This is a genomic window from Pseudomonas mandelii, assembly GCF_024138395.1.
Classification (GTDB): domain Bacteria; phylum Pseudomonadota; class Gammaproteobacteria; order Pseudomonadales; family Pseudomonadaceae; genus Aquipseudomonas; species Aquipseudomonas mandelii_E.
Genome location: NZ_JAMYDU010000005.1, coordinates 324,687 through 337,938, shown reverse-complemented (window position 1 = coordinate 337,938; position 13,252 = coordinate 324,687). Strand labels below are relative to the sequence as shown.

13 protein-coding genes are annotated in these 13,252 nt (G+C 57.4%); 4 read left to right on the top strand and 9 right to left on the bottom strand.

The genetic code is table 11. The annotated features are described in order from the left end of the window. Nucleotides 1-258: 258 nt before the first annotated feature. The 6 genes from msrQ to NHU87_RS12035 form a co-directional block, all read right to left on the bottom strand. Complete coding sequence (gene msrQ, locus NHU87_RS12060) at nt 259-879, bottom strand: protein-methionine-sulfoxide reductase heme-binding subunit MsrQ (RefSeq protein WP_253548524.1); 621 nt, start codon at nt 877-879, stop codon at nt 259-261. After that, on the bottom strand, nt 879-1,892 hold the full coding sequence (msrP, locus tag NHU87_RS12055; protein ID WP_253548522.1) for a protein-methionine-sulfoxide reductase catalytic subunit MsrP: 1,014 nt from the start codon (nt 1,890-1,892) through the stop codon (nt 879-881). The genes msrQ and msrP overlap by 1 nt, the downstream gene beginning before the upstream one ends. 63 nt (nt 1,893-1,955) lie before the next feature. Further along, nucleotides 1,956-2,813, bottom strand: coding sequence for a CDP-diacylglycerol--serine O-phosphatidyltransferase (gene pssA, locus NHU87_RS12050; protein ID WP_253548520.1), 858 nt, complete (start codon nt 2,811-2,813; stop codon nt 1,956-1,958). A gap of 146 nt (nt 2,814-2,959) precedes the next feature. Further along, complete coding sequence (ilvC, locus tag NHU87_RS12045; RefSeq protein ID WP_007948647.1) at nt 2,960-3,976, bottom strand: ketol-acid reductoisomerase; 1,017 nt, start codon at nt 3,974-3,976, stop codon at nt 2,960-2,962. A gap of 48 nt (nt 3,977-4,024) precedes the next feature. Further along, nucleotides 4,025-4,516, bottom strand: coding sequence for an acetolactate synthase small subunit (ilvN, locus tag NHU87_RS12040; RefSeq protein ID WP_003176102.1), 492 nt, complete (start codon nt 4,514-4,516; stop codon nt 4,025-4,027). Nucleotides 4,517-4,518: 2 nt separating this feature from the next. Continuing rightward, a complete protein-coding gene (locus tag NHU87_RS12035; protein ID WP_030130347.1) occupies nt 4,519-6,243 on the bottom strand; it encodes an acetolactate synthase 3 large subunit in 1,725 nt (574 codons plus the stop codon). Nucleotides 6,244-6,644: 401 nt separating this feature from the next. Between NHU87_RS12035 and NHU87_RS12030 the strand changes: the two genes are divergently transcribed. Continuing rightward, nucleotides 6,645-7,067 (top strand): DUF4124 domain-containing protein, encoded by a 423-nt coding sequence (locus tag NHU87_RS12030; protein WP_253548518.1) that lies wholly within the window; start codon nt 6,645-6,647, stop codon nt 7,065-7,067. 117 nt (nt 7,068-7,184) lie between these two features. On the opposite strand, the gene NHU87_RS12025 is transcribed toward NHU87_RS12030, so the two are convergent. The 3 genes from NHU87_RS12025 to mrcB are packed head-to-tail and all read right to left on the bottom strand — an operon-like array spanning nt 7,185 to nt 10,589. Then, nucleotides 7,185-7,520, bottom strand: coding sequence for a YqcC family protein (locus NHU87_RS12025; protein WP_253548516.1), 336 nt, complete (start codon nt 7,518-7,520; stop codon nt 7,185-7,187). Continuing rightward, the gene (locus tag NHU87_RS12020) at nt 7,520-8,254 is read right to left on the bottom strand and encodes a tetratricopeptide repeat protein (protein WP_253548514.1); all 735 of its coding nucleotides are present in this window, start codon (nt 8,252-8,254) and stop codon (nt 7,520-7,522) included. Before NHU87_RS12020 ends, NHU87_RS12025 begins: the two co-directional genes overlap by 1 nt. A gap of 16 nt (nt 8,255-8,270) precedes the next feature. After that, entirely contained in the window at nt 8,271-10,589 is a 2,319-nt protein-coding gene (gene mrcB / locus NHU87_RS12015) for a penicillin-binding protein 1B (protein ID WP_253548511.1), read from the bottom strand. A gap of 118 nt (nt 10,590-10,707) precedes the next feature. Between mrcB and NHU87_RS12010 the strand changes: the two genes are divergently transcribed. The 3 genes from NHU87_RS12010 (at nt 10,708) to NHU87_RS12000 (ending at nt 13,206) form a co-directional block, all read left to right on the top strand. Further along, a complete protein-coding gene (locus tag NHU87_RS12010) occupies nt 10,708-12,264 on the top strand; it encodes an AAA family ATPase (protein ID WP_253548509.1) in 1,557 nt (518 codons plus the stop codon). Between the two features lie 91 nt (nt 12,265-12,355). Beyond that, nucleotides 12,356-12,700: a pentapeptide repeat-containing protein gene (locus NHU87_RS12005; protein WP_253548507.1), complete on the top strand. Its 345-nt coding sequence runs from the start codon at nt 12,356-12,358 to the stop codon at nt 12,698-12,700. A 233-nt stretch (nt 12,701-12,933) separates the two neighbouring features. Beyond that, nucleotides 12,934-13,206: a TfoX/Sxy family protein gene (locus tag NHU87_RS12000; protein WP_007902045.1), complete on the top strand. Its 273-nt coding sequence runs from the start codon at nt 12,934-12,936 to the stop codon at nt 13,204-13,206. Nucleotides 13,207-13,252 lie beyond the last annotated feature (46 nt).

Sequence of the window (13,252 nt, the reverse complement as noted above, 5' to 3'; positions counted from 1 at the left end):
CTCTCGTTAGCGGGAGGCGAATTCTACAGCGTTACTCGCTGCTGTCAACACCTCTTTTTCTCCGCTTTCGACCGAGAAGATCGAACCGTCAATAAGGCGACAACACACTGCCTTACCAACTCCTTCTGGCTTCGATGAACTGAAGCGTAACCGCTGTCGAAAACTGCGTAACTCTTTGTTTACCAAGGAGTTTTCCGTTTCGACTGCGCCGGAAGTGGGGCGAATTATAGGCTTTCAGAATCTGCCGTCAACCTCTAATTACGCCTTTCTGGCAGAAGGTGTCTTTTTGGCTATTAATCGTGGAATCCGGCGGGTTACAGGCGGCAATCTCAACACCAGCAACAACGCACCTATAGAAGTATAGATCGCCCACTCCTTCAGATCGGCACGCACGATCCACAACATATGCAGTAATCCGAGCCCGAGAACCACATAGACCAACCGATGCAGTTTCTTCCAGCGAGAACCCAAACGCCGCTGACTGTAGCGATTAGAGGTAACCGCCAATGCCAGCAAACAGAGAAACCCCAATACCCCGACAATAATGTACGGCCGCTTACGCAACTCGACGCCCAGCTGCGACCAATCAAAGCCAAGAATGAAGGCCGTGTAACCGCTCAAATGCAAAACCACATAAGCGAAGCACCACAACCCCAACTGGCGCCGAACTGCTATCCATCCCGACCAACCGGTAAGCTTCTGCAGTGGCGTCATGCTTAATGTAATGAGCAGCAGTACAAGCGTCCCCTGCCCCAGACGGTCAACCAATACCTTGCCTGGATCAGGCCCCAGCACATCCGCCCAAGCCTGATACAACCAAAGCAGCGGCCAAATCGCTACAGCGATGAATACGCCAATACGCCAGAACGGATATCGCATCAGTAATTCTTCCGCAGATCGAGCCCTGTATATAGAGAGGAGACTTCATCCGAGTAACCATTGAACATTTGCGTGTCCCGCACATTGGGCTTGAACAGACCGCTCGGCAAACGCCTTTCCCGTGCCTGGGTCCAGCGCGGGTGATCCACTGTCGGGTTCACATTCGCATAAAAACCATACTCATCCGAGGCGATACTCTGCCAGGTGGTTTTCGGCTGCTCGCTGACTAGGCTGATCCGCACGATGGATTTAATGCTCTTGAAACCGTACTTCCAGGGCACCACCAGACGCAGCGGCGCACCGTTCTGATTCGGCAACTCACGCCCATACATGCCCACAACAAGAATCGCCAACGGATTCATCGCTTCATCCAGACGCAATCCTTCTACATAAGGCCAGTCGATCAGGGCAAAACCGGAACGCTGCCCGGGCATACTCTTGGGATCCTGCAAGGTTTCGAAGCGAATGAACTTGGCCTTGGACGTCGGCTCGACCTCCTTGAGCAAAGCCGAAACAGGAAAACCGATCCACGGAATGACCATCGACCAGGCTTCCACACAGCGAAGACGATAGATACGCTCTTCCAGCTGATAAGGCTTCATGAAGTCTTCCAGCGCATACCGCCCCGGCTTACCTACTTCCCCGTCCACCACTACGCTCCAGGGTTCGGTTTTCAGCGCACCGGCGTTGGCCGCGGGATCACCTTTATCGGTACCGAACTCATAGAAGTTGTTGTAGTGGGTCGCGTCCTTGAAAGGTGTGATCGCCTCGTCTTTGACGTTGACCGCCCCCCATTTGGTAGAAGGAAGCTTTTCGGTAAACCAGGACGGTGCATTGCCCGACTCGACATCGGCATAACGCGCAACATCGTCGGCACTCGCCCAACGCGGCAAACTGCTCACCGCCAAACCGGCGACGGCGGCACCTAATACACTGCGACGTGAAAGGTAGAGGGATTCAGGCGTGACGTCCGACTCATGACAGTCGGACGCTTTGGGGACTTTGATCAGCATGACAACTCCGCAGCTTTGGAGGACAGATGCACCCATAGACTGCGGAGTATGAGGGAAATTACATCACTCGGCTTTTTTGTGGCGACGAAGGCGCAGCAGGTACTGCACCGGCCCGGAAGCCGCATAGGCAAGGAAAACCAGCAGCAGGATGCGCGGCGGATCACTGAACACAACGGCGAATACCAATACCACCGCGAGGATCGCGACAAAAGGAACGCGCCCTTTCAAGTCCAGCTCCTTGAAGCTGTTGTACTTGATGTTACTGACCATCAGCATCCCCGCGGCGGCAACCATCAGTGCAACCAGGAACGACATCTTGGAACCCTGAATGCCGTAGTCGCTGAATGCCCAGACAATGCCCGCGACCACACCGGCGGCAGCCGGGCTGGCCAGACCGATGAAGTAACGTTTGTCTGCGGTGCCGACCTGAGTGTTGAAACGCGCCAGACGTAACGCCGCCCCCGCCACGTAGATGAAGGCGACCATCCAGCCGACCTTGCCCATGTCACCCAGGGCCCAGCCGAATGCCAGCAATGCCGGCGCCACACCAAAGGCAACCATGTCCGAGAGCGAGTCGTACTCGGCACCGAAAGCACTTTGGGTGTTGGTCATACGGGCAACGCGACCGTCGAGGCCGTCGAGTACCATGGCGACGAAAATTGCGATCGCGGAAAACGCAAAATATTTGCTCGCGCCGATAGCATCACCCGCACTCAAGGCACTCTGGGCGCTCATCGAGTTGATGATGGAATAGAACCCTGCGAAGAGGTTCGCTGTGGTGAACAGATTCGGCAGAAGATAGATACCACGATGCCGGACTTTACGGCCTTCAGCGTCATGCCCTTCTTCGATGTGTTCATCGATGGGCAGAAGGCTTTCGGCGTCAGAAGCCTGCTTTGGCTCTTCGGGACGTTCGCTCATGGACATTTACCTTGCAACGGGGTGGAAAGTTTCGACAGGTGTCTGGGACGACGGTTCGGCCACAAACAATGCAGCTTTATACCAGAACCGGCGGATCCAAACGAAAAAACGCGGCCTAGGCCGCGTTTTCCGTACAAGCTCGGGACTTAGTTCTTGGCTTTGTCGACGATCTTGTTGGCACCGATCCAAGGCATCATGGAGCGCAGTTGCTCACCGATGATTTCGATACCGTGAGCGGCGTTGTTACGACGCTTGGCGGTCATCGAAGGATAGCCGGTGGCGCCTTCGCTGATGAACATCTTGGCGTACTCGCCGTCCTGAATACGTTTCAGGGCGTTGCGCATGGCCTGACGGGATTCGGCGTTGATCACTTCCGGACCGGTCACGTACTCGCCGTACTCGGCGTTGTTGGAGATCGAGTAGTTCATGTTGGCGATACCGCCTTCGTACATGAGGTCAACGATCAACTTCAGTTCGTGCAGGCATTCGAAGTAGGCCATTTCCGGCGCGTAGCCAGCTTCAACCAGGGTTTCGAAACCGGCTTTCACCAACTCAACGGTACCGCCGCACAGAACGGCTTGTTCGCCGAACAGGTCGGTTTCGGTCTCGTCCTTGAAGGTGGTTTCGATGATGCCGGTACGACCGCCACCAACGCCAGCAGCGTAGGACAGCGCAACGTTTTTGGCGTTGCCCGAAGCATCCTGGTAGATTGCGATCAGGTCAGGGATACCGCCGCCTTTGACGAACTCGGAACGCACGGTGTGGCCCGGAGCTTTCGGCGCGATCATGATCACGTCGAGGTCAGCACGTGGCACAACCTGGTTGTAGTGAATCGCGAAACCGTGGGAGAAGGCCAGGGTGGCGCCTTTCTTGATGTTCGGCTCGATTTCGTTCTTGTACAGGGCAGACTGGAACTCGTCCGGGGTCAGGATCATGACCAGGTCGGCAGCCGCTACGGCGGAAGCAACGTCAGTCACTTTCAGGCCGTGGGCTTCGGCTTTGGCAACAGTGGCCGAACCTTTGCGCAAACCAACAGTAACGTCAACGCCGGAGTCTTTCAGGTTGCACGCTTGAGCGTGGCCCTGGGAACCGTAACCGATGATGGCAACTTTCTTGCCCTGGATGATCGACAGGTCGCAGTCTTTTTCGTAATAAACTTTCATGAAATTCCCCTCTATATCCTGGCCGTTCAGGCCATTCGCTAATTTGGTTTAGATGCTCAGTACTTTGTCGCCGCGGGCAATCCCGGTGACGCCACTGCGTACGGTTTCCAGAATCGAGGCGGTCCCGATCGATTGAATGAAGCTGTCGAGCTTGTCGCTGGTACCGGTCAATTGAACGGTATACACGCTAGCGCTGACATCAACGATCTGCCCACGATAAATATCGGTGGTGCGCTTGATCTCGGCGCGCTGGGCGCCGGTGGCCTTGACCTTGACCAGCATCAGTTCGCGCTCGATGTGAGCACTCTCCGACAGGTCGACCAGTTTTACCACTTCGATCAGCTTGTTCAGGTTCTTGGTGATCTGTTCGATGACTTCATCGTGGCCGACAGTGGTCAGCGTCAGACGCGACAGAGTCGGGTCTTCAGTGGGGGCCACGGTCAGGCTTTCGATGTTGTAGTTGCGCTGCGAGAACAGGCCGACTACACGAGACAGAGCGCCCGGTTCGTTTTCCAGAAGCAAGGAAATAATGTGCCGCATGATTAAGTACGCTCCGTCTTGCTCAGCCACATATCGCGCATGGAGCCGTCTTTGATCTGCATCGGGTAGACGTGCTCGCTGGTGTCGACCGAAATATCGATAACCACCAGGCGATCTTTCATGGCGAACGCCTCTTCCATCTTCGACTTCAAATCTTTCGATTCGGTGATGCGCACGCCAACGTGACCATAGGCCTCGGCCAGCTTGACGAAGTCAGGCAACGATTCCATGTAGGAATGCGAGTGGCGGCTACCATAACTCATGTCCTGCCACTGGCGAACCATACCCAGTACACCGTTATTCAGAATGACGATCTTCACCGGCAAACCGTATTGCAGGCAGGTCGACAGCTCCTGAATATTCATCTGGATGCTGCCCTCGCCCGTAACGCAGGCGACGTCATCATCCGGGAAGCTCAATTTGATGCCCATTGCCGCCGGAAAACCGAAGCCCATGGTGCCCAGACCACCGGAGTTGATCCAGCGGTTCGGCTTGTTGAACGTGTAGTACTGCGCGGCGAACATTTGGTGCTGGCCCACGTCGGAGGTCACAAAGGCGTCGCCCTTGGTCACTTCGCACAGGGTTTCGATCACGGTCTGCGGCTTGATCACGCTGCCATCGCCCTTGTCATAAGGGAACAGGCCACGGTCACCGCGCCACTCATCGACTTGCTTCCACCAGCTGGCAACGGACTCCTTGTTCGGGGTCTCGCCGATTTCCTTGAGGATCGCGACCATTTCAGTCAGGACACTCTCGACCGGACCGACGATAGGCACGTCTGCCTTGATGGTCTTGGAGATCGAAGCCGGGTCGATGTCGATGTGAATGATCTTGGCATTCGGACAGAACTTGGCCGGGCCGTTGATCACGCGGTCATCGAAGCGCGCGCCGACTGCAAGGATGACATCGGCATGGTGCATCGCCAGGTTGGCGGTGTAACTGCCGTGCATGCCGAGCATGCCAATGAACTGACGGTCGGTGCCAGGGTAGGCACCCAAACCCATCAGGGTATTGGTCACGGGCAGGTTGAGCATCTTCGCCAGCTCGGTCAGCGGCGCAGAGCCACCACCGAGAATCACGCCGCCGCCTGCATAAAGCACAGGACGCTTGGCCGCCAGGAGCATTTCGGCTGCCTTGCGGATTTGCCCGGAATGACCGCGAACGGCCGGGCTGTAGGAACGCAGCTTGGCTTTTTTCGGGAAGATGTATTCGAACTTTTCGGCCGGGTTGGTCATGTCTTTCGGGATATCGACAACGACCGGACCAGGACGACCGGATTGCGCCAGGTAGAACGCCTTCTTCATGACTTCCGGGATTTCCGACGCATGCTTGATCATGAAGCTGTGCTTCACGATCGGCCGGGAGATACCGATCATGTCGGTTTCCTGGAATGCATCGGTGCCTACCATGGTGCTAGGCACCTGGCCGGAAATGATCACCATCGGAATGGAGTCCATGTAGGCCGTGGCAATACCGGTGATGGCGTTGGTTGCGCCCGGGCCGGAAGTTACCAGTACCACACCGGCTTTACCGGTGGCACGGGCATAACCGTCGGCCATATGGGTCGCAGCCTGCTCGTGACGAACCAGGATGTGGGTCACTTCCGGTTCTTTGAACAAGGCATCATAGACATGAAGAAGAGCACCACCCGGGTACCCGTAGATATATTTGACGCCTTCGTCACGCAAAAAGCGGACGAGCATCTCACCGCCAGATAAAAGCTCCACGTTGTTCACCTCTAAAACGCCAGAATACCGCCCACATACAAAGAGGACGGGTCTTAATAGGTTTACTTCTCGGCAGAGCATGAGCGACGGTGGTCGCCGACTACGTCAGCACTGACTGAGCAAGTATTGGGATCGTCCCAAGTGTTGCGGGCCTTTCCCACCCAGCGCGAGGTAACGCGTTGCGGGTGTAACAGGTCGGCGCGGATGTGCGCCTCATGATCTACCGAGCGGGTCTGCTTCTGGCAGTCCCTCTACAGCGGACTTTGGATTCTTCTGTTTCGCCCATCGCAAGTCAAGCCGTCAATGTGCTTTATTCGAACTAAGCGCATGAGAACGCAAGAAAAAACCTTTAAACCGCAACTGTGTTAGCTTCGATTGCGCACCCATGACAAGGAAATGGCATGCGAACGTTCTTCTTCACCGCCGGCTTGCTGATCAGCCTGAGCCCTTTATGCATGGCGGGTCAGATCTATAAATGGGTCGATGCCCAAGGCGTTACCCATTTCAATGCGCAACCGCCCCCAGGCCAGGAGTCTATCCTCGTGGTGACGCCCGCCCCGCCCGTCGGCAAACCGGACACGCCAACGCGCAGCAACGTGATAGGCGATCAACGGGCCATCGACAACAAAGTGAAAAAGCAGGTCGCCGAGCAACAAGCCCAGCTAACAGTATTCTGCGAGCAAGCCCGAACGAACCTGGCTCAACTGCAGAATAATCCGCGACTACGAGAGGATGTCGACGGTGAGATGCGCCGCCTGACCGATCAACAACGTCAGGAGCGCATCACCGAAGCGCAGAAACAGATTGCGAAAAACTGCATGTAGGTACCTGTAGGAGCTGTCGAGTGAAACGAGGCTGCGATCTTTTGATTTTGACTTTTAAAGACAAGATCAAAAGATCGCAGCCTCGTTTCACTCGACAGCTCCTACAACGGATCGGAGTTAGCGAGAGGCGGTGATCAGCAGGTCGAACTCTTTGAGCAAGACCTGAAGCTGCCGATCCTTGCCCTGGACGTTGCGGGCGGCGAAGACCATTTCGGCCATCTCCTGGATCCCCGACGCGTTAGGCAATGGCAGATCCAGTTCCAGGATCGACTTCATTCTTGGCAGGAAGATCCATTGCAGCCATTGCTCGAAATCCAGCGTATCCACCGAAAACGGCTCGACACTGGAAAGCGCTTCAGCGGACGGCGAGACTTCGTCCCACCAGCCCTGGACGCGCAGTTCGCGCTCAATCAACAGCAACTGCTCGGCAATCTTCGGGAAGCGTGCATCCATCACAGCGAGACCTTGGCCTTCTGACGCGCCAACGCTGCACCGGCGGAGTCACCCTGCTTCTCACGAGCCTGGGCGATCAATTCCCACAAGCTGGCCTGAAGGGCCGGACGACCATTGGCGAACGTCAAACCACGACGAGCGAATTGCTCAGCCTGTGCCGCATCGCCTTGGGCCATACGCACCTGGGCCAGACGATAAAGCACTTGGGGCTCACGCGGCGCGACACGCTGGGCGCGTTCGAGACTGGAGGACGCGCCATTAAGGTCGCCGCTGGCCTGTTGCTGCTGGGCAGTGGTCAACAACGCCAGGACCGGACCGTCCAGTTGCTCATCGGCAGACAGGCCGCCGGAGCTCGTCGAAGGAATCCCGCTCGGCGTCGATGGCATGCTGTAGCTGCCCTGATTGATCGGTGCCGACTGGACCGGCGAGGTATCGATCGGCCCCGGAGTGATCGGGCCCGGGGTAATTGGCGAAGTGCTGATCGGTGCCGAGGAAACGGCGCCACCACCCGGCACCATCACCACAACGCCAGTGTCACCTTGCGGGATCGCCTGGGTCTGGGCTTGTGCAGGACGTTTTACCGTCGACTGCCGGAAACCGCCATTCGCCGAAATCCGTTCGCTGTTGGAGACGGCAGTGCCCGAATCCACAACCGGGATCGAACCACGCTGTACGGTGGAGCAGCCACTGAGCAAAACCACGGCAGTCACCGCCGGAATCAACCACTTGTTCACTTGAAACCCTCTTTGCTTAATTCATCCAGCCCTTGACCCAATCCATCACCGACTCAGCAGGGTTTTCACCACCGCAAGCGGCGCCAGGAGGCGGTTCGCTGCCGCGAATATACGGCATCTGCACCGCGCCTGGGCAACTGCCTTCAGAACCTTGACCGGTGCGCGAATCGACCCAGGCCTGAACAATGTTGTCCGGCTGCGGCATGTCCAGCGGCAGCGGATCGGCCTTGCGCATGAAACTGGTCCAGACCTGCAACGCACCGGTGGCACCGGTGAACGGCGTCTTGCCGTTATCATCGCGTCCCAGCCAGACCACTGCCAGCAGATCCTGACTGAAACCGGCGAACCAGCTGTCCCGCGAATCGTTACTGGTACCGGTCTTGCCGGCCAGGGTCAGGGTTTTCGGCAACACGTTGTAAACCGAACTGCCCGTACCTTCACGCATGACTCGTTGCATGGCGCTCTGAACCAGGTAAATGGACGCCGGATCGAACTGCTGCTGAATCTGGAACGGATAACGCTTGAGCGGCTCGCCCTCGGCAGTCAGTACGCTGCGAATCCCGCGCATCGGCGTATTGAATCCGCCGTTGGCCAGTGTCTGGTACATGGTCGCCACTTCGATCGGGGTCAAGCCACCGGCACCCAGCAACATCGACGGGAACGCCGGGAACTCGCGACTCACACCCAGACGTGCCAGGGTCTTCAAGACATTCGGTACGCCCACCGCCAAGCCCAGACGTGCGGTCGACAAGTTGTAGGAATGCGCCAACCCTTGATAAAGGAACACCGTACCGTGGGAACGGCGATCATAGTTCTGCGGTTTCCAGACCTGACCGTCCGCGCCTTTGACCGAGAAGGATTCGTCCGACAGCCAACTGGTCAGCGTGTACTGGCTCGGCTTCTCAAGGGCTGTCAGATAAACCGCCGGTTTGATCAACGAGCCGATCGGTCGCACTGCGTCCAGCGCCCGGTTGAAACCGGCAAAACCCGCCTGACGGCTGCCGATCATCGCCTGGACTTCTCCGGTTTCCGGGTTGGTCACGACCATGGCCGCCTCAACCTCATCGGAGCCCTTGCGCCCGGCCAGACGCTTGAACGTGTCGTTGACCGAGGCTTCGGCTTTCATCTGCAGGATCGGGTCGAAACTGGTGAAAATTCGCAGCCCCTCTTCGGTCAAGTCTTCGTCGCGGTAGTCTTCGCGCAACTGACGTTTGACCAGATCAAGGAAGCCCGGGAACGAGCTGTCGGCCAACTTGCCGCGAGTGGTCACACCCAGAGGCATTTTCTTCGCTGCCTCAACCTGCTCGGCCGTGGCAACGCCTTGTTCCTTCAGAACATCGAGCACCAGATTGCGCCGCTCCAGCGCCCGCTCAGGGTTGCGACGCGGGTTGTAATAGGACGGCCCCTTGACCATGCCCACCAACAAAGCGACTTGATGCAGTTTCAGCTCGGACAAAGGCTGCCCGAAGAAGAACTGGCTGGCCAGGCCGAAACCGTGCACCGCGCGCTGACCATCCTGGCCGACGAACACTTCATTGAGGTAAGCCTCAAGAATTTCGCGCTTGTCGTAATGCAGCTCAAGCAACATCGCCATCATGGCTTCGGTGAGCTTACGGGTCAGGCTGCGTTCGCTAGTGAGGTAGAAATTCTTGACCAACTGTTGCGTCAGCGTACTGCCGCCCTGGGTCATCTTGCCGCCTGAGGTGTTGACGTAGATGGCTCGGACAATCGACTTCGGCGACACGCCCCAGTGGCCGTAGAAGTCCCGGTCTTCTACGGCAATCAGGGTTTCGAGCAGATACGGCGGAACCTGATCGATTTTGATCAGGATGCGATCTTCAAGGTTTTTCGGGTAAATCCCGCCAATCAGCAGCGGCTCCAGTCGCACCACAGAAAGCTTCGACCCGTTGGTCGCCGAAAGCTCGGCCACGTAATCACCGGAGAAGCGCACGCGCACAGGTTGAGCCGTCTCCATGCCTTCATAGAACTGGAAGCCACGGGTATTCAAGTCGACGGTATTGCCATTGACCGCCGCCGCGCCGGGGCCGTTGCTGACGGCTTCGCGTCGGTAGCCCAAGGCATCGAGCTCGGTGAGGAAGTCTTCCTTGCTCAGCTTTTGGCCGGTGAACAGCTCAAGCGGGCGCGCATATACCTTGGCCGGGATGGTCCAGCGCTTGCCGGAGAACTTCTCCTGGACCACAGCGTCGAGGTAAACCGCGAACCCGGCAAGCACCACAAGGCCGACCAGGCTGAGTTTAAGGGCCCAGCCCAGCCAGGGGCGCATGCCCTTGGAAGGTGGTTTTTTGGGGGTGCGGGGGGATCGAGTACGAGTCATGGCGGCGGATTATACGCACTTTATTCATCCCCAACAGAAGCCCGCCGAGGTTTGCGTCGGGCGGACTTGCGGCCATAATGACGGCCTTGAATTTTTCCCAGACTCTGAAGGATCGCCTGTGAGCCAGTCCCTGATCGCTGCCCTGCAAAACCCGGCCCTCTACCCGCATCCCGTAGAAGGGTTTCAGGTCATCGAAACCCATATTTCCTGGGTCCTGCTCACCGGCCCCTACGCTTATAAAGTGAAGAAGCCAGTGAATTTCGGCTTCCTCGACTTCACCAGCCTTGAGGCTCGCGAGCATTTCTGCGCTGAAGAGCTGCGCCTGAACCAGCGCCTGACCCATGATTTGTATCTGGAAGTGTTGCCGATCACTGGCAGCGCCGAAGAACCACAACTGGGCGGCGAAGGCCCGGTCGTCGATTACGCCCTGAAAATGCGCCAGTTCCCGCAGAACGGTCTGCTCAGCACCTTGCAAGCCAATGGCGAATTGACCACCACGCACATCGACGAGATGGCGCAGCAAATCGCTCAGTTCCACCTCAGCGCGCCGAAAGTACCTGCCGAACACGAAGCCGGCACGCCGGACAGCGTCATGGCGCCGGTACGGCAGAACTTCGAACAGATTCGTCCGTTCCTCAGCGACAAGGCCGATCTGCTGCAACTCGATGCACTGCAAGCCTGGGCCGAAAGCAGCTTCGAGCGCCTCAAGCCGCTGTTCGCCCAGCGCAAGGCCGACGGTTTCATTCGTGAATGCCACGGCGATATCCACTTGGGCAACGCCACCGTGATCGATGGCAAGGTCGTGATCTTCGACTGCATCGAGTTCAATGAACCGTTCCGCTTCACCGATATTTACGCAGACACCGGTTTCCTGGCCATGGACCTGGAAGACCGCGGCCTGAAGAGCCTGGCGCGCCGTTTCATCAGCCAATACCTGGAGCTGACCGGCGACTATCAGGGCCTTGAGCTGCTGAACTTCTATAAAGCCTACCGCGCATTGGTTCGCGCCAAGGTCAGCCTGTTCAGCATGCCGGCCGAGGCCGATCCGGTGCAACGCGCCACTACCCTGCGCCAGTACCGCAACTACGCCAACCTGGCGGAAAGCTACAGCACCATTCCTTCGCGTTTTCTGGCGATTACCCACGGTGTTTCCGCTGTCGGTAAAAGCCACGTGGCCATGCGCCTGGTGGAAGCGCTGGGCGCCATCCGCTTGCGTTCCGATGTCGAGCGCAAGCGTATATTCGGTGAGCAAGCCGTACCGAATGACCTGCAGGCCGGCATTTATAGTGCCGACGCCAGCGCTGCGACTTACAGCCGTCTGCATGAAATTGCCGGTGTAATTTTGCATGCCGGTTTCCCGGTGGTGGTCGATGCCACGTACCTCAAGCGTGACCAACGCGACGGCGCGGCAAAAATCGCCGAAGCCACGGGCGCGCCGTTCCTGATTCTCGATTGCGACGCACCGCAAGCGGTGATCGAGAGCTGGCTGAAGCAACGTCAGGCAGACAATAACGATCCGTCCGACGCCAACCTGACCGTTATCGCCGCCCAGCAAGCCAGCCGCGAGGCTCTGACGCCAGCAGAAATTCTCTGCAGCAAACGCGTCCAGACCAATGAAAGCGGCACGCTCGATACTGTCGTTGCGCAGATTCGCCAACGTCTGCCAGGCCTGTAAGAAACTATTTCAACCGTGAAGCCTTCACCGGCTTCACGGCTGTCAAATAGTGGCACTATACTGGCGTCATAAAACCATCAGGTGATGCGACATGAGCCAGCCGAAACTTCTCGATACCCCGCTTTTTGCCTTGCTGCACAAAGACGACATCACAGGCTTTAACAATGAACGCCCGAAAGCCGGCCCCATCGACATGGTCGGTGGCGACTTTCGTGGTCTCGATCTGCGTGAACTGAACGCCGACGGCGTCGACTTCACCGATGCCTATTTTCGCTCTGCCGATTTGCGCGGCATCGACTTTCGCAACTCTTCGCTGGAAGGTGCGAGCCTGGCTCATGCACAGATCTCCGGCGCCTACTTCCCGCCAGAGCTGAGCGCCGATGAGATTCTGATGTCGATGAATTTCGGTACGCGACTGCGTTATCGCACCCGCTGAAAACGACCTTTCTATCAGGTCCGGCGCCCCTGCTTTGCGCTGGACTCTGTACTTTTTTTACCCCGAAAACTCAATCCTCCCCCCGCTTCCCGACTGCACTCGCAGCCGCTTCTTGAGCCCGCTTCTTAGAAGCTTTTGCGTCGAAACCGACCAAACAATCACGCTTTTCCTACTGATGGCTACACTGCTGAGAGGCTCGCCCACGCACCGTTCGGCTGTCGCAAGGAGGCTTGATGAATGATGAACTGCAACACCTGAAAAATCTTGGCAAGACGTCGGCGCAATGGCTGCATGCCGTGGGCATCCACAGTGCATCGGACTTGCGTCGGCTGGGAGCTGTGGATGCTTATCGGGCCGTGCGCACGCGCGGTTTTCGGGCTTCCAAGGTGTTGTTGTATGCGATCGAAGGCGCACTGATGGACGTTCACTGGAACGACATTCCCGCCGAACGCAAGGAAGCCTTGAACAAACAACTGGACGCCATCTCGTCACGCCACAAGATTTGAATGGGTAATTACGCTTAAGCAAACAAGCCTGAAGAGCAATGATTAC